The organism is Paenibacillus turicensis (assembly GCF_050461185.1).
Classification (GTDB): Bacteria; Bacillota; Bacilli; order Paenibacillales; family Paenibacillaceae; genus Fontibacillus; species Fontibacillus turicensis_A.
The window spans coordinates 54,692-78,415 of record NZ_JBCMOR010000005.1; the positions used below are offsets into that span (position 1 = coordinate 54,692).

Annotated in this window: 19 protein-coding genes; all 19 read left to right on the top strand. The window is 36.0% G+C overall.

Annotated elements, in window-relative coordinates:
* Nucleotides 1-198 precede the first annotated feature (198 nt).
* The 19 genes from ABE099_RS02345 (at nucleotide 199) to ABE099_RS02435 (ending at nucleotide 23,699) form a co-directional block, all read left to right on the top strand.
* The gene (locus tag ABE099_RS02345) at nucleotides 199-1,173 is read left to right on the top strand and encodes an SAF domain-containing protein (RefSeq protein ID WP_430026991.1); all 975 of its coding nucleotides are present in this window, start codon (nucleotides 199-201) and stop codon (nucleotides 1,171-1,173) included.
* Nucleotides 1,174-1,214: 41 nt separating this feature from the next.
* Nucleotides 1,215-1,898 (top strand): hypothetical protein, encoded by a 684-nt coding sequence (locus tag ABE099_RS02350; RefSeq protein ID WP_430026993.1) that lies wholly within the window; start codon nucleotides 1,215-1,217, stop codon nucleotides 1,896-1,898.
* A gap of 4 nt (nucleotides 1,899-1,902) precedes the next feature.
* Nucleotides 1,903-2,736 carry a hypothetical protein gene (locus tag ABE099_RS02355; protein ID WP_430026995.1) on the top strand — a complete coding sequence of 278 codons (834 nt, stop codon included), beginning with the start codon at nucleotides 1,903-1,905 and terminating at the stop codon, nucleotides 2,734-2,736.
* Nucleotides 2,736-4,643 carry an ATPase, T2SS/T4P/T4SS family gene (locus ABE099_RS02360; protein WP_430026997.1) on the top strand — a complete coding sequence of 636 codons (1,908 nt, stop codon included), beginning with the start codon at nucleotides 2,736-2,738 and terminating at the stop codon, nucleotides 4,641-4,643. The genes ABE099_RS02355 and ABE099_RS02360 overlap by 1 nt, the downstream gene beginning before the upstream one ends.
* On the top strand, nucleotides 4,636-6,705 hold the full coding sequence (locus ABE099_RS02365) for a hypothetical protein (RefSeq protein WP_430026999.1): 2,070 nt from the start codon (nucleotides 4,636-4,638) through the stop codon (nucleotides 6,703-6,705). Before ABE099_RS02360 ends, ABE099_RS02365 begins: the two co-directional genes overlap by 8 nt.
* Nucleotides 6,706-6,783: 78 nt before the next feature.
* Complete coding sequence (locus ABE099_RS02370) at nucleotides 6,784-7,257, top strand: ABC transporter permease (RefSeq protein ID WP_430027001.1); 474 nt, start codon at nucleotides 6,784-6,786, stop codon at nucleotides 7,255-7,257.
* Between the two features lie 28 nt (nucleotides 7,258-7,285).
* Nucleotides 7,286-7,666, top strand: a complete 381-nt coding sequence (locus tag ABE099_RS02375; RefSeq protein ID WP_430027003.1) for a hypothetical protein — start codon at nucleotides 7,286-7,288, stop codon at nucleotides 7,664-7,666.
* An 11-nt stretch (nucleotides 7,667-7,677) separates the two neighbouring features.
* Entirely contained in the window at nucleotides 7,678-8,262 is a 585-nt protein-coding gene (locus tag ABE099_RS02380; RefSeq protein ID WP_430027005.1) for a hypothetical protein, read from the top strand.
* Nucleotides 8,255-9,232 (top strand): hypothetical protein, encoded by a 978-nt coding sequence (locus ABE099_RS02385; RefSeq protein WP_430027007.1) that lies wholly within the window; start codon nucleotides 8,255-8,257, stop codon nucleotides 9,230-9,232. Before ABE099_RS02380 ends, ABE099_RS02385 begins: the two co-directional genes overlap by 8 nt.
* A gap of 73 nt (nucleotides 9,233-9,305) precedes the next feature.
* The gene (gene essC, locus ABE099_RS02390; RefSeq protein ID WP_430027009.1) at nucleotides 9,306-13,340 is read left to right on the top strand and encodes a type VII secretion protein EssC; all 4,035 of its coding nucleotides are present in this window, start codon (nucleotides 9,306-9,308) and stop codon (nucleotides 13,338-13,340) included.
* A gap of 127 nt (nucleotides 13,341-13,467) precedes the next feature.
* Nucleotides 13,468-13,740, top strand: coding sequence for a WXG100 family type VII secretion target (locus ABE099_RS02395; RefSeq protein WP_210087114.1), 273 nt, complete (start codon nucleotides 13,468-13,470; stop codon nucleotides 13,738-13,740).
* 166 nt (nucleotides 13,741-13,906) lie between these two features.
* Nucleotides 13,907-14,752 (top strand): hypothetical protein, encoded by an 846-nt coding sequence (locus ABE099_RS02400; protein ID WP_430027012.1) that lies wholly within the window; start codon nucleotides 13,907-13,909, stop codon nucleotides 14,750-14,752.
* A gap of 2 nt (nucleotides 14,753-14,754) precedes the next feature.
* Nucleotides 14,755-15,039, top strand: coding sequence for a WXG100 family type VII secretion target (locus ABE099_RS02405; protein WP_430027014.1), 285 nt, complete (start codon nucleotides 14,755-14,757; stop codon nucleotides 15,037-15,039).
* A gap of 107 nt (nucleotides 15,040-15,146) precedes the next feature.
* Nucleotides 15,147-15,488, top strand: a complete 342-nt coding sequence (locus ABE099_RS02410) for a WXG100 family type VII secretion target (protein WP_430027016.1) — start codon at nucleotides 15,147-15,149, stop codon at nucleotides 15,486-15,488.
* A 79-nt stretch (nucleotides 15,489-15,567) separates the two neighbouring features.
* On the top strand, nucleotides 15,568-17,040 hold the full coding sequence (locus tag ABE099_RS02415; protein WP_430027018.1) for an S-layer homology domain-containing protein: 1,473 nt from the start codon (nucleotides 15,568-15,570) through the stop codon (nucleotides 17,038-17,040).
* Nucleotides 17,041-17,082: 42 nt separating this feature from the next.
* Complete coding sequence (locus ABE099_RS02420) at nucleotides 17,083-20,427, top strand: DUF5704 domain-containing protein (RefSeq protein WP_430027020.1); 3,345 nt, start codon at nucleotides 17,083-17,085, stop codon at nucleotides 20,425-20,427.
* 361 nt (nucleotides 20,428-20,788) lie between these two features.
* Nucleotides 20,789-22,111 carry an S-layer homology domain-containing protein gene (locus ABE099_RS02425; RefSeq protein WP_430027022.1) on the top strand — a complete coding sequence of 441 codons (1,323 nt, stop codon included), beginning with the start codon at nucleotides 20,789-20,791 and terminating at the stop codon, nucleotides 22,109-22,111.
* 40 nt (nucleotides 22,112-22,151) lie between these two features.
* Nucleotides 22,152-22,283 carry a hypothetical protein gene (locus ABE099_RS02430; protein ID WP_430027024.1) on the top strand — a complete coding sequence of 44 codons (132 nt, stop codon included), beginning with the start codon at nucleotides 22,152-22,154 and terminating at the stop codon, nucleotides 22,281-22,283.
* 96 nt (nucleotides 22,284-22,379) lie between these two features.
* Nucleotides 22,380-23,699: an S-layer homology domain-containing protein gene (locus ABE099_RS02435; RefSeq protein ID WP_430027026.1), complete on the top strand. Its 1,320-nt coding sequence runs from the start codon at nucleotides 22,380-22,382 to the stop codon at nucleotides 23,697-23,699.
* Nucleotides 23,700-23,724: the final 25 nt, after the last annotated feature.

Genomic DNA, 23,724 nt, shown 5'->3' on the forward strand with positions numbered 1-23,724 from the left:
TTCAGTTTAATATAAATTGCATTTTGAGTTAAGAGTCATTTTTTGATAAAAACTTTCAAAATTAATCTAAAAAAGAACTAAAAATACAAAAAAATATATAAATGTATATTTTTCAATATTATTATATGCTATAATTTTCCTAAATATAGAAATCAATAGGTAATTAGTAGTTTTTTTTGAGTGAGAGGAGATTTATTCATGTCAAAAATACGGCTGCGGCAAAAGCAATTGCTGTTAGCGGGGGCAATCGGCGGGACTATTGTTCTACTTTTAACTTTAGGAGGCGGGTATTTATACGTTAGTAAACTACAAAGTAAATATGAAATGAATATTGTTGAATTAGAAAATAAGCTATCTGTTGCTGAGAAGCAATTAAATCAGGAAAAAGAGACTGTTACAGTCTTGAATGCAGATTATCGGGCAGGAGAAATTTTAAAAGAACAGGATTTAGTTACCGTTTCACTACCTAAGGTAGCTGTCCCAAAAAACTTTGCAAACCTGCAAGACGCGGTTGGTAAATATATGAAAATCGATCTAGATAAAAATGCTTTGGTTACAAAAAATATGTTGTATGAAGAGGGAATTACCCCTGATGATTTGCGGAATCAGGAGTTTAGACTCATCCAGCTTCCGATGAAGCTATTTAAAAATGATTTTGTTGATGTTCGGATTAAGTTTCCTACAGGTCAAGACTTTATCGTATTATCCAAGAAAAAGGTTGAGGATTTGAATAACCAAACGATTTGGTATCACATGAATGAAAAAGAAATATTGACTATGTCAAGTGCTATTGTTGATGCTTATCTTCAAGATGCAACTATTTACGCATTAAGTTATGTTGAACCTTATTTACAAACACAAGCTATCATCACATATCCACCTAATCTGAAGGTGCAGGAGCTTATCTCTAGTGATCCTAATATAGTCAATGTTGCAACAATGTATTTAGAAAAAAAAGCAAGAGAAAAGCTTGAGAGTGACATGAAATCGATGACAGATGAAGAAAGACAAAAGTATTTAAGTGGTAAAACTGCAGAGGAACAAAATAATGCTGGGGTAAGTAATTATAACGGAGAGCAGCAAAATAATACTTCTGAGCAAAACTCGTTATTTAATTCGAATCAAAATGAAGTAAAACCAAACCCTGATAACATTTTTAAAGATCATAAATAAAAATAGATAAAGAGATAAAGGTGAAACTAGGAAGGTGCAGTATGAAACAAATTTTATTTATAGGTATGACCGATAAAACAGATTTATTGTTTTATATTTCTAACCTTGTAGCTTTAAAATTTAAGGTTTTACTAGTAGATGCTACTAAGCATCATAACTATGAACATACCTTTCCGAGATTAGAGATGGACGCAAGTATTAATCAACATGATTTATTTGATATTACTGAGCGTGTAGCGGATAAAAATCAATTAGAAGAGATAATTGCAAATACAGATGAGAGTTACGATTACATTTTTATTGATCTTGATGATTCTAAATCTATCAATGAATGGTATGGTGTGAATCATTATGTGCTAGTAACAACCTATGATAATAGGGAAATTCAAAGAAATCTAGTATTACTTGAAGCCTTATTTGATGGGGAAAAAATAGAGGATCAAATTCCATTTACTAGATTGATTTGTGAGGCAGGACAAACATTTCATGAAGATTATTTAGATACTGTTTATGAAAAGCTTCCGATTACATGGTCGGATACATTGGTTTATTATCCAGATGAACGAGATATTACAGCTAGAATCAACAATCAAGGAAGAGCAAAACTCGATGTATCTAGATTATCTAAGGAATACAAGAAAGTATTGATCCAATTAGCTGCTTCACTTGTTGATTTAAACTTCAATGATGTTCGCCAGTGGTGGAGACAGCTAGAAAGGAGATGATTTTATGGCTAAGGTATCTTTTTGGGGCGTTCAGCATGGCTTAGGTACAACGAGTAATACTGCGGCAATAGCAGCGTGGCTTGGGTTTGAGTATCAAATGAGAATTTTATTGTCACAACCTCAAATGGCGGATACTACGTTAGAACAATGCTTTTTTAAAGCAATCAATCCGTATAATAGACAAATTCATGAGTTTTCTGGAACAGGTATTGATGCATTAGAAAGAGCAGTTCGAAGTAATAAGCTGGAACGCGACACGATAAAAAACCATGCATTAATTTTAGATCAAGGTTTTGATCTCTTAGAAGGAACAAAAAGATTAGATAAGCTTCAATTTGAAAATTCTAACGATGCTCTTAATATTATTTTTGATACAGCACAACAATATTATGAGATGGTATTACTAGACGTCCATAGTGGTCTTGGCAGTAAGCTTGCGTTAGAAACGATTGAAACCTCAGATTTAGTCGTCGTTTGCTTAAATCAAAATATAAACATATTGGATAAATATTTTAAACAGCAATTCAAGCCAGAGTCGTTATCCCGTATTCCGCACCTTGTTTTACTGGGACAATATGATGAGGAGTCGAAATATAAACTAAGAAATATTGCTTCTAAATATAAATTCAAAGGTAAATTATTAGCTCTTCCATATAATACTGGCTACAGAGATGCTATGAATGATGGTGATCTTAAAAACTTCTATATCAAACACCGACACATTCAGAAAGGAAATCTTAATTTTAAGTTTTTTAGTCAGGTTCAAAAAATTTCTAATGTAATCTTGGAAGAGGTCGGACTTAATCCGAAGCAATATGAAGAAAGAAGGCTACAATAATGAGGGTACCCTATAGTATTAATATTCTCATTATTATGTTGCTTTTAGTAGGACTTTTAGTGTTTTTATTTGTAACACTAAGACGTAAACCACATGTCAATAAACCTAGAAATAATGACGATTTAGAAAGATATGATTTAGACCAAATTTTACAATATGTCAAAACTACAATAAATGAATTCGTAAATAATTCTTTATTAGACATGGGTTTTTCAGGCGAGGAATATTTAAGACGTCAAGCTGTAGTTGCTGATTTACGCAATGCAATGAAAAACGCAACAAATGGTGACATTAAGGAAAAAATATTTTTAAAGCAATATATCTATGATTTGCTGGAGCGTAAATATGAGTTAAATGCAAAAAATATCGATTATATTATCCCGTTTCATGATGCCGATCGGTTAACTTCCAGAGATAAATTTGATATTTTGCTACATTACTATAAACAGCAACATGGCTTTCAGGCCCTAACAAAGTTAATTGATAAATATAATCTTGATGTGACTAAAACATATATTGAAGAAGGTACAACAAACTCCTACGTCATTACTGCTGAAGAAATCGATAAAATTTACAACAAAGAAATACATAACACACTTGAATTTAGAGATAAGCTTATGATTATCGTTCAGCGTATTTATTCCAAATATAAGGGTTTTGGTGTGATTGATGAAATTCGAGATATGGCAATTGATGGTGTATCGGGTGGAGTATCAGGCATTCCTGCTTCAATGCAAATTGTTGAAGACGAAATGGAATTAATGCAGGGCATGAAGCAATCTAGATTTGCCGGGCACCAAAGCATATGGATATTTTTTCGAGGAAAATCCATTCATCTGTCCTTCCTTAGTTTTGAAACAGAACTTGAGTTAAAGCGGGTATGTCAAAACATTTATAAATACAACAATCCTGGGCAATTAACTGAAAGTAATGGATTTATTGTCAACGAAATGAAGGATGGTTCTCGGGTTGTTGTTGTGAGACCCCCATTTTCGGAAAGCTGGGCTTTTTTTGTTCGTAAGTTTGATTTGCCTAATATGACGCTGGAAAAATTAATTTCACCTTCAAGTGGAGAAAATGCGGAAATCCCCCGTGAAATGATTAAGTATTTAATGAAAGGGGCTCAAGTTGTCGCCTTTACAGGCCCACAGGGTTCAGGTAAAACCTCGCTTATTATGGCGGCAGTCAAATATATATACGCTACATTGACATTGCGTATTCAGGAAATGACCTTTGAGCTTCATTTAAGGCGTTTATATCCGGAAAGAAACTCGTTAGCATTTCGAGAAACGGATACGATTTCGGGGCAAGCTGGTCTAGATCTACAGAAAAAAACAGATGGTGCAGTGAACATTTTAGGTGAGGTTGCAACAGATCCTGTTGCGGCTTGGATGATCCAAATGTCTCAGGTAGCAAGCTTATTTACGATTTTTACACACCATGCAACATCAGTCAGGGAATTAATATGGTCATTACGTAACTCTTTGCTAAAAACAGGTGTATTCCAAAATGAACGTATAGCAGAAGAGCAGGTTGTGAATGCAGTAAAATGGGATATTCATATGCGTAAAGAGCAGGATGGTAGACGATATATTGAAAGAATAACAGAAATCATTCCTGTTACTTATGAATCCGCATTGCTTGAAGGTGATGCAGATATTGCAGCAGGAGATACTTTGGAGCATAAGCTAGATGCATTAATTCATCTACAAAGGGAAGCCTATCGGCGAAGTAATGGTAGAGTTTGGGTTGCACACAATATTATTGAATATCGTGAAGGCAAATATGTTGTTGCTAAGCCAATTTCTAAGCAAAAGATTGAGGCCATGCTTTTTAATATGAATGAAGAGGATCGTATTCAATTTAAAGGCTTTTTAGAGCAGTATTGGGGTGAACGCCATGGATAAGTGGTTATGGGTATTGCTATTATGTGGTTCAGCAATCCTGCTCTCTGGTTCTTTTTTAATCTACATGATTGCAAAAGAGCGAAAGCGACGTAGAAATTTTGGCAGTGTGTGGACGATTGGAAGCACTAAACGAAAAGTCCCTGCTGCGGTAATGGTTTTTTATCAAAAATGTTATATTCAGCTTATCAAGGTCCCTATCTTTAAAAAACAAATTTTAACAATTCGCAAACGCTTAATTGCCGTTAATACGTATGATGAATTTACACTTCGCAAAGAAACAATACGGATTACACTTTGGTCATTAGGTCTTGCTAGTGGATCAATCATTTTATTAGGTATATTAAGCCAAAGCTGGATGGCAGTATTTTTTGGGATTTTGGCTGCTTTAGTTTTAAATGAATTAATTATCGATATATTCGTAAATCGAATCGAAGATAAGCTCTTAAAACAATTTGCACAATTTCTAGAGGATCACCGACATTGTTATCAAGAGCTAAAAATGGTAGATGAGGCCGTTTATCAAGCTGCGGAAGCTTCACCACATGAAATTAAACTACAGGTTGAGCGTATTCATGAAATATTAATCTCACATGAACCTGAAAAAGAATTAGAAAGCTATTATGCAGTAGCTCCCAATCGATATTTAAAGGTTTTTTCGGGTATCGCTCATCTAATCCTAGAGTATGGTGATCGAACTATTAATAAAGGATCGATTTACCTGAATTCTATTAACAAGCTTGTCCAAGAGATTAGATATGACTTAATGCGCAGACAAAAGTTGCGTTATCGCTTAGGTGGGATGACGATGATCGCTTTATCACCGATTCTGATCTCATTTCCATTGGTACGTTGGGCTGAAAATTATTTCCCGATTACAAAAGAGTTTTATCAGAGTAAGCTTGGTTTTCTAATCAGACTTGGCATATATGCTATTTCTGTTATTAGTTACGTATTGATTCGTAAGCTAGCTGAAAATGATGAAGCTAAATATGTTCCAAAAGCGCCAAAGCGGCAATGGGAAAAAAAAGTGTATACGTGGCGGCCAGTCAAGTGGATTATTGATCAGATCGTACCTGCTGTACAAACAAGTAAGCATTATCGGATGAATTTGCTACTTAAGGAGGCGAATTCACCGTTACGTATAGAGTGGTTTTACATTCATCGAATTTTTGTATGTATAGCTGGATTTATAGCGGTTATTGTGCTCTCTGTATTTCTTCATTTTCAGGCAGTATATAACGTTTATCATAATCCAACGAAGGAACAGGTTAGCATTCTTGGATATATGAATGAGGCAGAACTTAAGGAAGCAAACAAGCTAACTGAGTTTGATAACAAGGTAATGGAGGAGGTAAAGAAGGAGGGAGATACAAGCTGGGATGCTATTAGTAAGTATGTTCGACAACATGCTGAGGTTCCATTAACCGATGTCGCCCACATTGCTACAGTTAATCGGATTGATGGGAAAATCAAACAGATTAATGGCGAATATTTTAACTGGTATGAATTAGCTTTCGCAATTGCGCTAGCTGTTACTGGCTATTATTTGCCGCTATGGATTTTACAATTTCAGAGACGTATGCGTGCATTGGAAATGCAAAATGAAGTTGATCAATTCCATGTTCTTATTTCAATTTTATCAGAATTCGAACGAATTTCAGTAGAGACGATTTTAGAATGGATGGAGCGTTACGGTATTATTTTCAAACCGGCATTACAACGCTGCTTGCTAAACTTTGATAGTGGGTCTGAAGAAGCACTAAGTAACTTGATGATTGAAGCGCCTTTTGATTCTTTTGTGCGAATTGTTAGAAGACTAGGACAAGCAGTGGATAAAATTACGATTCATGAAGCGTTTGATGATTTGGAAATGGAACGTGAGTATTTTAGCGAGCAAAAAAAGGAACGCTTAGAGCGACTTATCCGCAAAAAGGTTTCTTGGGGTAAACTGATAGGCTGGACACCAGCTGCATTGTTAATTGGATTATATTTAGTATTTCCATTTCTATATATGTCATTTAATCAGCTTGGTCAGCTATCAATCCAAATGCAAAGCATATAAAGTTTTATCACTTAAGCTATAGGGACGAGGTTAAAAATTAAATTATAAAATATGAATATTTAAGGGAGATGAATAAGTATGGAAGAAAATACTGGCGTTGGTATTCGAGTAGCAGCAGGTATCTTTTTAACCATCATGTTAATAACAATTGTGGTGATTATTACAATATCTTCTCAAGATGCAGCCAAGCAAGGGCAAACAAAGATGGCATCCATTACTACACAGCTATCTGATACAGAATTTAATACGTATAACAATACAACATTATCTGGAAGTCAGGTGTTGAATGCAGTAAGACAATATATGAATTTAGAACAATTTGGGATTAGAGTGACAACAGGAAAAAAAGCAACTTCATTTTATGGTAATGAGTTCAGTAAAAATGGAGATAATTGGCAAATCAGTAATGCTGATGATAAAAAGAATTTAATTTTAACTAAGGCTGAGAATCAATCTGAACCAGAATATATTAACCCTAGTGGAAAATTTAAATCAACTATTGTCAGAGATCAAAATAGTATGATTCGCGGTATAATTTTTGAACAACAATAACAGTAATTCTACTAAATAGGAGCACATTATGAACGAAAATTTAGAAAATATGTGGTTCCTCACAGCGGAAATTTTTATTTTCGTAGTAGCTAGCATTTTTGCGGTACAAAGTATAACTAGTCAAGAAAAGACGCTGGAAGTCTATTATAAAGCTTCTCAATTAGAAGAACGTCGTATATATACTAGTCTTGAGGTGAATCAAGAAGAGTATTATACAGGGGCTGAGGTATTACAGAGCATTTATCAAATTAACAGATTAAATGTAGATATTAAGGTAGATGCTCAGGTTTTTAATCGTTATTTAGATATTGAAACAACAGATGTAACTGGCATTGATTTAAAGAGACTGTATAAAGTTTCTTATTTACGTGATCAAAAAGGTGTTTTGCAAACTATTGTTTTTTCCTAGAAGGTGGACAAATGGAATTTTCCTTATCCAAAGTCATCGCAGTGCTAATTGCCGTTGTTTTATTGTTTGGTTACCCTCTGTATCAGCAGGCACAGCGTCAGGATGAATTAACAGAGTTAGTCGTTCATGGCGCTGTGACTGAGTTTGTTGATGCAGTTCGTACTAAAGGCTATATTACGCCACAAATGTACAATGAATTTAATCGTAAGCTTGGCGCAACGGGAAATCAATATGATGTGCAAATGGAGCATATGCATAAAAGATATAATCCGCTATATGCTGACCCTAGTAATCCGAGCTCAACATTCGATAATAACTTTGATATTTATTTTAACGGACATTATACGGAAGAGATTATGAATGCTCTTTTTCCTAGTGACAAAAATTCAGCAGGCAGATACCCGACAATAGGCACAAATTATTCAGGCATAAAAGCAGATCCAATGTCAGTAGGTGACTTTTTTACAGTAAAGGTTAAAAATATTAATCGTACCATGGCAACAATTTTACGAGACTTTTTTACAGGTGGCAATACAGGGAGCAATACAACACTGTATATCCCTTACGGGGGAATGATTATTAATGAGGATGACTAATTGGGCAATTTTATTTGTATGTATTTTCATTCCATTTTTTTTGATTTTAGATTTCCATACTTCTCAGGCTAAGGTTGCTGAGACATTGAATCGGGAATATACATTTGCCCTTCGCACAGCAGTACAGGATGCTGGAATTGCACTAAGCTCAAATGAGATGCAGCAATATGAATCAAGCTATGAATCTTTTAAATATGTGAAAGCCAATAAAGACATGGCGATTGATGCTTTCTTTAGAACGTTATATTTGAGCTTTGATGTTACCCATAATCGCGTAGGGCAAGGAGCTTTAGCGAGTTATGTACCTGCTATTTTAGTGCTTGATTATGACGGATACTATATTTATGCGGTAACGGAATATAGAGATGCACAGGGACAACTGAATTATAAGCATATGTGGGGACCTAAGAAACCTTATGCCTTTGCGGATGAACAAGGCAATAGTATTAACTTTACATTAGATGACTATTTATTTGCTTATGATGCGACCAGTAAAAAGTGGGTAAAGGGACTTTTAAAGGATATTAAAGATACAACCAATATTGCATTATTAAAAAATTCTAGCAATTTTGAAACACAGCGCAGAAGCACCATTGTAAAAAGTATTCAGAAAGATTTAGCCTACTATATTAATAAACATAATGAGTACAACACCCACTATGGGGTACATTACAATTTTAAACTGCCGCTCATTCCTGAAGAGGAGTGGGTTAATACTATTAATGATGTTGGTATATTTGCCTTTATACAAGGAATTCCAGTAGGCGATCAGATTTATAACAATTATGCATTTGGTGGGGGGAGGCTTGTTAAGAAATCATCGATCCATGGAGGAGTCGATCCTGCAACAGGTTATAAGTATTATTATCAATCACGGTGTACTGTTCCGTATCAGCCTGTAGAAATTTTTGATCATAAAAAGGATGCAGCAAAAGCTGGTTATTTTCCCGCGGAATGCGTAAAACCATAATAATTCTATGACAGTTTAATGATTGTTCAAATGATAGTTCAAATGATAGTTTAATGTACTTTGGAAGTGAGTGATGGATGTGTCATTTTTTTATTACAAAAGATCACCTAGAATTTTAGAGGACCCTGCTCATGAAACAGTAGAATTGATTCGTCCTCCTTCTGTACCGGAACCCCCTGCATTAAATTTAATATCGATTATGGTGCCTATTATGGTCACAGTTGCAGGTTCAGTAGCAATGATGTCCTTCTATAGTAGCACTGGTAATAGCCGCTATGCGACAGTACAGATTATTTCATTGTGCACAATGGTAGCGTCATATTTCATTCCAGTATTGGTGCATTTTCAACAAAAAAATAAACACCGAGCTAAACTTAAGAAAAGAGCAAGACAATATGATGAGCATCTTGATGAAAAACGTACCCAAATGCAAGCTTGGAAAAACGAGCAAGTACTTAACTGGCATCGAAGCCATATGGAGCCTCAATTTTGTATTCAAATGCTGAAGGATCGTGCCGCCTCTATATGGGAGCGTATTCCTCAAGATGATGACTTTTTAGCTGTTCGCACAGGGATTGGAACAGTTCCAAGTGGTTTTGATATTAAGGCACCCAAGCAAGAGGGATTAGATAAGGACCCTTTAGTTGCAAAGGCGATTGAATTAGCTGATCGTTTTTCAACCATTGCTAACGTTCCTGCATTGATGGATTTGGATCGTTATCGCGTTGTTGGCATCGTGGGTGAAGAAGAGGAGATACAAAGCTTCTGTAGGAGTGTAATTACACAAATTTGTACAGGGCATTCTCCAGATGAGGTTAAGCTTGCCGTGTTTTTAAATCGGATGCAGCATCCGATGTGGGATTGGGTAAGATGGCTTCCTCATATTTGGGATGAGGGTAGGAAGCGTAGAAGTATTTTTACAGAGGGCTCTGATCATGCCGCAATGCTTGAACAATTGTTTACAATTCTCCAGCGTAGAATGTGGCGGACAGAAAATAAGCGGGAACGTAGTTTGCCTTTTTATGTTACTTTCCTTCCTCATGCTGAGATGCTAGAGTACGAGCCAATTTTACCGTTGTTACTTAAGCAAGCACATATGGTAGATACTTGTACGTTTGTAATGGCTCAAAGTCGAGACGAGTTACCTAAGGAATGTCAGCTTGTCGTGGAGTTAAAAGACGGTGAAGGTATTATGCGTTCTACGAGTGTAACTGGTTTATCACAGGAAGATAGCAAAAAGAAAACAAACTATGTTCAACGTTTTCAAAGTGATGTGATGAGCTTAACCCAAGCACAGCATTTTGCTAGAAGCATGGCCCCTTATCGGGTAAAATCACATGCGGCAGATGAAATTATTAATGTACTGACTTTATTCCAACTTTTTAATATTGAAACCACGAACGAACTTAAAATAACAGAGCTATGGCAAGAACATCGTTATCCTAATACACTCCCATTCCCAGTAGGTGTACGTGGGGGGAGCAAGCCAGTATATTTAAACCTTCATGACAAAATTGAGAGAAAAGGTCATGGACCACATGGTTTGATGGCAGGTACGACGGGTTCAGGTAAAAGTGAAGTAATTCAATCAATGATTGCTTCGCTTGCGGTGCAATATCACCCACATGATTTAGCACTTATGTTAATTGACTATAAGGGTGGTGGGATGTCCAATACGTTCGCGGATTTACCCCATGTAATTGCTACTATCACGAATCTAGAAGAAGAAGGCTTGATAGAGCGTTCTAAAGTGTCCTTAAAAGCAGAACTAAAACGTCGTCAAAAATTGTTTGTTGCAGCTGGTAATGTCCAGCATATTGATGAGTATTACAAAACAGCATGGCGCGATAAGGAACCACTTCCTCATTTATTTATCGTCATTGACGAGTTTGCGCAGCTTAAAAAGGATCAGCCTGAATTTATGAGTGAGCTAGTTAGTATTGCTGCTATTGGCCGTACATTAGGTGTTCACTTATTACTAGCTACACAAAAGCCAGGTGGAGTCGTGGATGATAAAATTTGGAGTAACTCCAGATATCGTGTATGTCTACGTGTACAGGATGAAGCAGATAGTAGAGAAATGTTAAAAATTCCTGATGCCGCTTATATTACTAACCCTGGACGAGGTTATTTACAGGTGGGGAGTAATGAATTGTTTGAAGCTGTGCAGTTTGCATGGAGTGGTGCGCCATATCGTCCTGGACAAGCTCAAATCAGTGATGATATTAATTTATACACAATTGAACTGGATGGATCAAAGGTGAAATTAAAAGATCCACTTGCCCCTCAACTTGTGAAGAAAAGTAATGATGATGGGTTAGAAGAAAAGCAGTTAGGTGTGCTAATTAAGCATATTGCACAGCAAGCTCAAATGAGAGGGATACACAGATTGCCTGGTCCTTGGTTGGAGCCATTACCTCGTGAGCTTATTTTGGATGAGCTTGGAGATGGTGATTTTAGTCCGCTATCTTCCATGCCTACAAAAATCCTTTATCCGAAGGTAGGACTTGTGGATGATGTTGCTAATCAAACTCAATTCCCATTGTATATAGATATTGAATCAGGGCACTGGATCGTATTTGGTATGCCAGGTACTGGAAAAACCACCTTTATTCAAACCTTGTTATATTCCTTAACTCATTCTACAACACCGGATGATGTGCACATTTATGCATTAGACTTTGGCCGCATGCTAAGAGACTATGCTTTACTTCCACATGTTGGAGATGTCATTCAGGATGACCAAGAAGAAAAGGTTGGTAGATTGTTCCACTTCCTAGAAGAGCAACTCCGTTATCGCAAAGGTTTATTTGCTGAGATTGGGGTTAAATCAAGACTTTCCTATTGTGAAGAAACAAAATCAAAGCTTCCTGCGATTGTGATTATTATTGATGGTTACTTAAGCTTTAAAAATCAATATGAACTTGCACATGAAAAAGCAGAAATTTTGATGCGTGAAGGCGCAAGTATGGGCATCTATTTTATTCTAACCGTTAATAGAGTATCAGATATTATGGATAAGATAAAAAGTAACTTCCCCAATGCGATATCTTATCAGCTAGCTGATAGTGGAGATTACCATTATGCTGTTGGTCGTTTAGGTGCTGTGCCTGGACAACTTCCAGAGGGAAGAGGGTATGTAAAAGGAAATCTTCCTCCGTTTGAGTTCCATACAGCTCTACCGATTGCAGCCGAAAGTGAGTCTGCACGTGCACGTCAGCTACGCATTGATTTTCAAAGTATGGATGAACGTTGGCATGGAAATAAGCCAAAAGAAATTCGTATTTTGCCTGATGTCGTTCCTTTACAGGAAATGTGGGACTTGGAGTTGGCTGAGCAAGTTGATGAGACGAGCATTCCTGTGGGTCTTACTGTAGATGAACTAGCTGTATTTAACTGGAACTATGAGGATGGTCCGTATTTCATGATTGGAGGTAGAATGGAATCGGGTAAAACCTCCTTGCTAATGACGATTGCTTTAATGTCTGCAAAAAATTATTCGCCGGATCAACTAGAAATCTATATGTGTGACTATCGTCGCTCAACACCAGGTTTAGGTTTACTTAGTGAGGTGCCTCATGTTAAAGGGTATGCGACTGATGATACATCACTAGAAAATATGCTTCAACAGCTGCGAAATGAAGTGCAACGAAGAACACAAGAACGTATTACTGGAGAAGAAGCCTCGACTTTGTTGCTGTTAATTGATGATACAGATGTGATGGCTAAACGAATATCAGGTGCTTATACTTTAACGGAGCATCTTGAGTATATTACTCGATATGGACAAGAATGTGGTGTTGTTATCGTTGCTGCTGGTGGTGCAAATGAACTAAATCAAAACTGGGATGCATGGATGAAGGAAATTAAAGCTGCTCAAATTGGTTGGTTGCTGGGAACAACTGATTTAAATGAGGCACAGTTATTTAATATTAAAATTCCTTATGATCAAAGTGGGAAGGTGTTACCTTCAGGACAAGGGTTTTATATTAAGCGTAAGCTGACCAAGGTGAAGGTGGCCCATGCCTTTGCAAATGGTGCTGATCAATTATCATTACAAATTAGTGATATAGAAAATATTCAATATGCTACAAAAGTTTCAATTTAGATTTGGGAATTTTGATAATAGTGTAAAAAGTTACAAAAAGTTCAAATGTGCACATTGATTTAAAACTATATGTCTATTACTATAAGACTATAAAAGTTATTTTTTTCTAATTTAGGAGGTTATTATCATGGCTAAAATTTTAATTACTCCAGAGGAAATGGACAGAATAGCAGGTCAATTTACATCAGGTGCACAGCAAAGTCAAGAAATTTCAAATAGTCTTACTAACGCAATTAATAATATGCAAGGGCAATGGGAAGGGATGACTCAACAAAGCTTTTTCCAACGTTATGAAGAAGATAAGAAAAAAATAGAGCAATATATTGAGATGCTAAAGACAGTTGGAGAAGATTTGAAGAAAATTGCTGAACGCTTTAGAATGGCAGACCAACAAAGCTAATTTTATATTTTCATCGATAAAGACTAGACCAGAAGAGTGGTTTAGTCTTTTTTTACTATTTTTAAAATCTATTAATCTAAGTAAATATTTGCATGTTTTACTTAACAATATAAGTATTATCCTAATGTCGTGATATTGATGGCTAGATTATAAGGAGTGAAGGAGAATGGAAACAGAAAGTTTAACGTATGAAATGACAAATAAGGAATTTTTCTTTTTAACACAAATGTTAGGGTTATCAAAGATCGCAGGGTATAGCGACCCTTATAAAGGCTATTTAATGGAAGAGCTTGAGGAGGAATATAGTGAAATTCAAGCCGGCTTAGTGAACAAGGGTTGGCTGAAGATGAACCAAGGTCAAGAAAATAAAGAGAAACAAGAGGAAAAAGCTAACTACACCGATATGAATGAAGCGTTAGCATTATGCTTAGCGATCACAGGGAGCTCGCAGGTAGTGCAATTGAGTAAGCAGGTTGTAGGCGGAGATGACTATACAGGTTTCTTATATTTTCATCCTAAATTAGTTGTGGAAGTACTTTATGGCGAATCAGGTGAAGTACAGGTAACGCCAGTATCTGATCCACTTGGAACAATGGATGCGTTACGTGGCTTTTTCCCTTTAACCTTACGCTCTAATCGTACATTTAAACAAACATTAACTAAGTGTAACTGGACACATTGGAAAGGGTTAGGGGAAGAAAAGCAATTGGCTTTGCTGCAATCCCAAGGGGGAACGAGTTTAAATCAAGTAGAAGCAGAGCGTGTGGTACAAGTCTTTGCAGAGAGAGAGCGTATAGGCAGTATGATCTTTTGGAATGTGTGTGGTGAAGCATGGGAGCATGAGGGGTATCACTATGTTCAATGTGGCGAGGAGTTGTACTTAGCTAGAGAAACCAAGCTTGATGTAGACAAGGAAACAAAGATGGAGCTATCCGCATACAATCCTGATTTGATATGGGACAGATTAGTGAAGTTTGCAGCACAATTTGATCTAGTTGTAGAGGGGGTGTAGAAATGAGCAAACGAATCAAAATTGATCCTGATCATTTAAATGATATCGGTAAAAAGTTTATAGCTTGTAGTGAGAAAAACATAGCCATGGCGGAAGAATTAAAAGGACTTATTGAAGGACTCAATGGTCAGTGGGAAGGGAATACGAAAGAGCGGTTCCATCAAGCTTATCAAGATGCAGATCAGCAATTAACCAGTGTCTCTACAGTACTACAGCAGGTTGGTGAAGAGCTTAATGCCATTGCAGAGCGATTTAAGGTTGTAGATGAGAGCACATATTCAGGATAAATGAGTAAGCTAGGCTGATGGGTGCTCATGTAACTTCAATTAATTAGAACACGTAAAGTAAGGACATAGCCTGTAAGAATTTTAGTAGTGCAAGGGAGGGGTAAATGATGCCAATTCAAGCAGATGTATATGAGTTAAAAAACTTGGCTAGAAAAGTCCGTTCAAATAGTCAAGCCATTGCAAGGGAATCTCAAAAAATTCAAAGCAAGATGGAAGGATTCGTGTGGAAGGGTAAAGCATCTGATCGATTTAAGATGGAGTTTAAGCCAACAGAGGAAAAGATGACAAAAGCGGTACAGAAATTAGTGGGTTTTGCGGAGCAATTAGAACGAATTGCAGAAGCATTTCGTCAAGCAGATATGGAGGAGGATCGTCGTAGAGCAAGAGAGGAACAAGAAAGAAGAGATCAGAAGCGAGCGGCAAGAGAAGCACAACGACATAGAAAATGATTTGAACTCAACTCAGTAAATTAAGAAATGAGATCAATAATAAAATTTTAAAAGGTCGAATGTAGAGTACAAAGTACTAGTGTTCGATCTTTTTTGTACATTTTTAAACAATTACATAAAAATAATAATTATTTACATAAATCGACAAAATAAACACTTTGAATATGATAATATTTTCCTATATATGGTTCCTCAGTATGATAAAGAGAATAGAACAGGAGTGTATAAAATGAATAAACGTAGTATATCAGCCATCATGATAGCTTCTTTATTACTAAGCGGTTCAGGAATACCGATGGCATTGGCAGAATCAGTTACAGATCAACAAGCAACTACTGAAGCTAGTGAGAGTGTAAAAACTCAAGAATCTAAAGCTCAAGAATCGCCCTTTACAGATATTCAAGGTCATTGGGGGGAAGTAAGTATTAAGCAAGCCTTTGAACAAGGATACATAAGTGCTTCATCTAATGGCAAGTTTAATCCCAATCAATTTGTAACAAGAGCTGAATTTTTAAAAATGTTAATTTTAGCACAGAAGGAAACGGTTGAGTCTGCTGGGCAAGGCCAAGCGTGGTATAGCCCATATATTACGGTAGCAGAAAATAAAGGAATTTATAAATCAGGAGAGTATAAAGCTGAACAATGGACAGGGCCGATCACACGTCAAGAAATGGCTAAAATGGCTGTTAGAGCGATTAGTACAGAGAGCAATGATAACGATGAGATGTACGTTGCAGTGCAAAAAGGGCTGATTAGCGGAACTGGGGATGGGAAGCTAAGTCCAGAAGGAAAAACCACTCGTGCACAAGCCATCACAATTATAGAGCGAGTGTTGAAAATAAGCGAAGGCGAAAAACTCCCCGTTGATGATAAAGCATTATCAACAGCAGAGCAAGTAAAAAACGCACCTAAAGACCCATGGGGTAGAGCAATTAGAACAACTAATTTACCTAAAAACTATAAAGATTTTCCTTATATATTAGCCGATGCACCTAATGAGTTATATGATTTGAAGCATGATTACAAAAGCTATAATTCAAATCTCACTCCAATTCAGTTTTTAAAACTAGACGGCTATAAAAAGGAAGATATAGATAAATGGGCAGAATATGTAGAACAATTCGTTTATCAGATAGTAAATGTAGACTATACAACACTAGATGAACAGTGGGGAAACAAATTGACTTCTGTGATGAATAAATCAGCTGCACTGAGTAAGGATGTAGCTAATTATATTAAAGAAGCAAAAGAGAATAAGGTTAAAATTGTTGGTACTGTAAAGGCAGAACCTTCAATCGTATTCTTGGATGGGCCTAGTTATATGCGTGTACATTTTACATTTAAAGTTTCCAGCTTTGAAGATCCCAAAAAAGCGATATTTTATGAAGACTGGAAAAGTAAAATAAAAATTAAAAAAAATGTTGAATATGAAGGATATTCGAATATATCATTAACTACCGCTGAATATGGGGCAGTTGGAGATTTATCTCGTGCTAAAGTAGCGGTACTAGCCTCTTTATTCAAGGAAGCAAGCTATAAACCAAAACAATGACAGTAACTAATATATCTTCTAAAAAGGAGCTATTACTGTTAAATGAAGATAAAAAAAGCAGTTAAATTTGTTGTTGTAAGCTTTGTTTTATTTCTTATTGTAAGCTTTAATCTTAATTTGAAAGCCTATGCTGAAAAGGCTAATATCTACTTTGAAGACGGAACTGGAAACTTAAAAATTGAAGTTATGTCTCATAAGGCCTCATCAAAAATTAGATTCCGTACAGTGGATTGGATGGTTACCACAAGATCATCTTGTTCACCTAACAAAACTGAATGTGAGCCAACAAATTATATAAAGGTTGGTTATGATACTAAAGGAAGGGTAGATAAGGATCCTCCAAATCCAAAACCAGGCGAAGAATTCATGTCAACATATACACTTGAACGTGCTGTTGTTAATGAAATTTTTAAGACATTACAGGATCGAACCCCATCTTTTTACTTCCATGCAGTATTAGAATCATATAATTACCCTGCTGGTACATTAAGGAAAGGGCCATGCTATAAATTATCGTGCATAAAAGGCGCTGAGAGCTGGGCTAATCCTAAGGATCTTGAAAATTATTATGACATTGACATTCCAGATAATGAAGACCATCCATTTAATATTATTACACGTGTGTTAGATAGAAATGGTCAAGAAGTATATATAGATTCAAAAGAGATAAAAAAGTATAAGCTATTTGTTGACATTAATTACGAGGTACCAGCGGAGTTTGATTATAATGGACAAAAAGTGCCCCTTCTGGAATCCTTTTTAAAACCAACAATATACAATAATGAAACAGAGATCCTTTTTAAGGATGCTCAACATAGAGATTGGAACTTTATGATCTATCCAGGTGGTACAGATATAGTTATGACATATATTCTTGGAGAAGTGCCACCACCTAATAAACCTCCAGGAAAATGTCAAATCAAAATTAACACACCAACTAAAGGTCAGACCATGCCAGACAAAGTAATGGACCCTTCTGCTACAGCGGTACTAAAAGCGGATATTCGAGGTAGTGAGCAGTTTAATGTCCTTATGGGGATACCAACCTCGGAGAATCTGTATGGTAATGTATTCGCTAATGAATATTTATTTCGACAAAACTGGGTAAATATGAGGGGAGACGTCTCTTATGATATAGATGTACTAAAAACATTTATTAAGACATGGACTAGAAAAGGGAAGCCACCAACAAAAGATGATCATGGAACTCCAGATATTCCAAGGACAAAAATCGAACATAAAAAAGAAACAATCAAAGTAAAAAGAGATTATCGCTATTGGCAAATTGACAATTTAGAAGTATATGGGATAAATAATGCGATTCTTTCCAATTATGCTCTAGGTGGGATGGGTGGAAGCGTTACACTGAGTCCTGAGGGGTATGATCCACCAAGAGTAGCCTCACTGCATAGTAAAAAAGTAGAAGATCATGTTATTCCTTCACCATGTGATCAAATTGATTTAGGTGAACAAGATGTGCCAGGTGGATATAACGAACCCCCATTACCTAACTATATGCCTGAATTTAAAGCTAAAGCTGAGGAATCCATTGAAGAAAACAAAGTGAAAAATGACTATGTTAATTTTAATGGCGATACGATTATGGACGATCAGGAAGCCACCACTACAACACCTACACCAAGCTCCATCCCCAAACCGTCTATCATTCATCAAGACGTACTTTATCAAAATCAACTCACAATTAGCAATTCACTTACTAATAAAGCAAATCAACCTACAACGGGGATCATAAGCTATAACTTATTATCAGGTAATATTGGGGGAGGGAAAAATGAATCCTTTTCCATTCCAAATATAAATCCAGTGACAATGCATACACCTGTTGTGAATTTTTCGGCCGTTTCTGATGACCAACGTCATAACCAGAAAAGTAATCCAAATTTAAAGCGCTCAGCTTTAATTTTAGAACGACCGTTTGTGGTAAGAATCCCAACCTCAGGACAACATTTACCGGAAAGTAGTTATCCTGGTTATGGGAATCGTGATTACGCTAAATATTTTAAAACGAAGCAGGTTCGGTTTCCATTTGATGTGTATGATGCAACCCAAACTATCTTTCATCCTAAAGATACATGGATTGATATTCCAGTGGAGCAACTAGAAACTACCTTTTTCTTACCTGTATGGGTAGATGAAGGAGATTATCAGGTTTACTTCCGCAATATTGCTGAAAATGCACCAGATCATTTACCTTATCAATATGATGCCAACCTAGATTTAGTCAATCATGTTGCGGCAGATGAGGTGGCAGTTGAGGTCATTGGGCGACTATATGATTTTCACATTACAGATGTTGCTGATTATAACTGGGAGCGTGTATTCAGAGTCGCAGTGGGAAGCAGTGAACGAACAGGGATTTCCTATTGGATTGGTGATAAAAATATTGATGGAGATCGTAGAGGGAATAGTAGTCCTTACATGTTGTCCATTTATCCTGGTAGTCATCCATTACAAGGTTATAAAAATGCAGTCATTAAAACAGGGTATCACTTTAAATTTGATCTAAAAACAAAAGGAAATATGTTTGGCCAACAGGATGGAATACTGATCACGCCGCAATTCCGTTATGCCAGTAAAACAGGGAAGGACTATGGTGACGTAGATTTATATTATAGCACTGATCAGAAGCCTTTTGTGAAAATAGGCTCTAAGCAAGATGTTGTACAAAGATATACGATTTTGAATGAGCGACTAAGAAATGTTCCAGTACAAGAATTGATAGATAGTGCTAAATATGAATATCAATACGAAACTGAAATTAAGCAGGGAGGTAAAGTAGCAGGATTAACAAAAGAGTCCTATATCGATCGTTTTATTAATAAACAAAGCAAACAAAAAACACCAATTGGAAGCTATAGCTTGTTGTTATTGCCAAGACAGCTTGGAACGATGATAGGTCCTAAAGATTGGTATTTGAATAACACGATGCCAGCCTCAGTCAATCAAATGAGAGCCAATGTCGCTGTACAGCGTTGGTATGGGGAATATAGCTTGCCTGCTGCTCCGTATATCGTAAAAAAGGGGACAAACCTTGGACGATATGGGACTTTAGATGATAAGTCAACGGTATTTTTGCAAAACAGTGATCCAGATGGTTTTATTATTGTTAATTTTAATATTGAATCGATTCGAGATGGCAATCTAAAGGAACCTCATTTGCAATATATTCATGCACCGATGATGAATCAGACAGTGGGAGAAGGTGCAAACAAAGAGAAATATCTAAATCAATGGTTAATGGAAGGCTTCCAAAATAAAATTGTAGATGCATATGGAAACCATTTCAACTTAATTGAGGGCGATACTGTTTTCTATCATGGAAACAAATCAAACCGGGATGATTTTGGTTCGTATATTACTCACTAATTTAACATTAGACAATAACTAACTGATTTCAACTTACAATTAACTTATAAGTAACTTATAAGTTAATTTTAAATCGTCATCACTCCTAATTTTCCCTTAACGATTAGAACTGTTTCTAATTAGGATTAGTTGATTGTTAAGGAAGAATGACCAACTAAATTGGAAGCTAATCGTTTAGATTTAAAAGGTCGAACGCAGAGTACAAAGTACTAGCATTCGATCTTTTTTTTTGTTCAAATATAGAAAAGTTTAATGAAATTCATGAATGCTTACAAATTCCGACAAAATAATCACTTCAAATATGATAGTATTTTCCTATATATGGTTCAACAGTATGATACAGAGAATAGGAGAGAATAAAATGAAAAAACGTAGTATGTCTGCTATTATCGTAGTTTCTTTGCTCTTAAGTAATCCAGGTATACCTATGGCATTGGCTGAATCAGGTACAGATCAACAAGTGGCTACTGAAGCAAGTGAGAGTGTTAAACAAGAACCTAAAATGCAAGAATCTCCCTTTACAGATATTCAAGGTCACTGGGCAGAAGCAAATATTAAGCAGGCTTTTACACAAGGATACATAAGTGCTTCAGCAAATGGGAAATTCAATCCCAATCAGTTTGTGACACGTGCTGAATTTTTGAAAATGTTGATTGTAGCACAGAACATAACGGTGGAGTCCGCTAATCAAGGTGAAGCTTGGTATAGCCCTTATGTTACAGCAGGCGAAAATAAAGGGATTTATAAATCAGGAGAATTTAAAGCTGGGCAATGGACAAGTTCAATTACTCGTCAAGAAATGGCTAGAATGGCAGTTAGAGCCATTGGGTCTGAGGACAAAGATAACGATGAGATGTATGTTGCAGTGCAAAAAGGGCTGATTAGTGGAACTGGAAATGGAAAGTTAAGTCCAGAGGGAAAAACCACTCGTGCACAAGCGATTACGATTATTGAGCGTGTTTTGAAAATAAGCGAAGGCGAAAAACTCCCCGTTGATGATAAAGCATTATCAACAGCAGAGCAAGTAAAAAACGCACCCAAAGACCCATGGGGTAGAGCGATCAGAACAACTAATTTACCTAAAAACTATAAGGATTTCCCGTATATATTAGCCGATGCGCCGAATGAGATGTATGATTTGAATCATGAGTCTGCCTTTCCTGAGAAATTAAAGACTCCAGTTCAATTTTTTGAATCCGATGGCTTCAATAAAGCTGGTATTGATGGTCTTGTAGAGCATGTAGAACAATATGTAAATCAAATTGTTAATGTAGACTATACAACATTGAATCAGGCTTGGGCTGATAAGTTAATTGCTGTCATGAATACCACAAATAATGCAAGAGCTGTAAAAGAAGAGGTTGCCAAATATATTAAGGACGCCAAAGCGAATAAGGTGAAAATACAGGGAACTGTAAAAGCTGAGCCTTCGATTGTTTTTATAGATGGATCTACTTATATGCGGATATATTTTACTTTTAAAGTTACTGATTTCAAGAATAAAAACAAACCAATTTTTTATGATTCAACCAAGATTAATATCAAAAAAAATATAGAGTATGTTGGATACTCTAACATTGCACTTTCCACACCTGCTTTTGGTGTTGCCGAAGGCGATTATTCTTATACTGTTGTATCGCTTTTTGCATCTTTGTTCGAAGAAGCAACATATCGACCTAGATAAAATAGAAGCTTAAGCTATACCTTCCTTAAGGAGAGGTTTCATGAAGATAATAAGATATTTATTTTATATAGTATTAGGATTCATCATACTACAGCTAACTAGTCAATTTTTTATTTCAAATGTGAAGACAGCCAAAGGAACAGAAATTTATTTGCATCTGCTAAAAATATGAATACTTACAAATTTCGACAAAATAAGCAGTTTAAATATGATAATATTTTCCTAGATATGGTTCAACAGTATGATACAGAGAATAGGAGAGAATAAAATGAAAAAACGCAGTTTGCCAGCTATTATGGTGGCTTCTTTACTCTTAAGTAGTACAGGTATACCTATGGCATTGGCTGAATCAGGTACAGATCAACAAGTGGCCACAGAAGCAAGTGAGAGTGTTAAACAAGAACCTAAAATGCAAGAATCTCCCTTTACAGATATTCAAGGTCACTGGGCAGAAGCAAATATTAAGCAGGCTTTTACACAAGGATACATAAGTGCTTCAGCAAATGGGAAATTCAATCCCAATCAGTTTGTGACACGCGCTGAATTTTTGAAAATGTTGATTGTAGCACAGAACATAACGGTGGAGTCCACTAATCAAGGTGAAGCTTGGTATATTCCTTATGTTACAGCAGGCGAAAATAAAGGGATTTATAAATCAGGAGAATTTAAAGCTATGCAATGGACAAGTTCAATTACACGTCAAGAAATGGCTAGAATGGCAGTTAGAGCCATTGGGTCTGAGGACAAAGATAACGATGAGATGTATGTTGCAGTGCAAAAAGGGCTGATAAGTGGAACTGGAAATGGGAAGTTAAGTCCAGAGGGAAAAACAACTCGTGCACAAGCGATTACGATTATAGAGCGTGTTTTGAAAATAAGCGAAGGTGAAAAACTCCCTGTTGATGATAAGGCATTATCAACAGCAGAGCAAGTAAAAAACGCACCCAAAGACCCATGGGGGAGAGCGATTAGAACAACTAATTTACCTAAAAATTATAAGGATTTCCCGTATATATTAGCCGATGCGCCGAATGAATTGTATGATTTGAACCATGAGTCTCCCTTTCCAGAGAATTTAAGAACTCCAAATCAATTTTTTCAATCGGATAGTTATAATAAAGATGGCATCGATAAATTGGCAGAGTATGTAGAGCAATTTGTAAATCAAATTGTAAATGTAGACTATACAACATTAAATCAGAATTGGGCTGATAAGTTAATAGCTGTTATGAATCCTACAGATGATCTTAAAGAAGATGTTGCTGAATATATTAAGGATGTAAAAGCGAACAAGGTGAAAATACAGGGAACTGTAAAAGCAGAGCCTTCAATTATTTTTATAGATGGCTCTACTTATATGCGTATATATTTTTCTTTTAAGGTAACCAGTTTTAAAGATCAAAAGAAACCTATATTTTATGATTTTTGGAAAAGTAAAATTAATATCAAAAAAAATATAGAGTATATCGGATACTCTAATATACCACTTTCTACAATTGCTTTTGGTGTTGCTGCAGATGATTATTCTTATACTAGTGTTTCGAATTTAGCATCTTTGTTCAAAGAAGCAACATATCGACCTAAATAAAATAAAGTACTAAAGGCTTACTTAT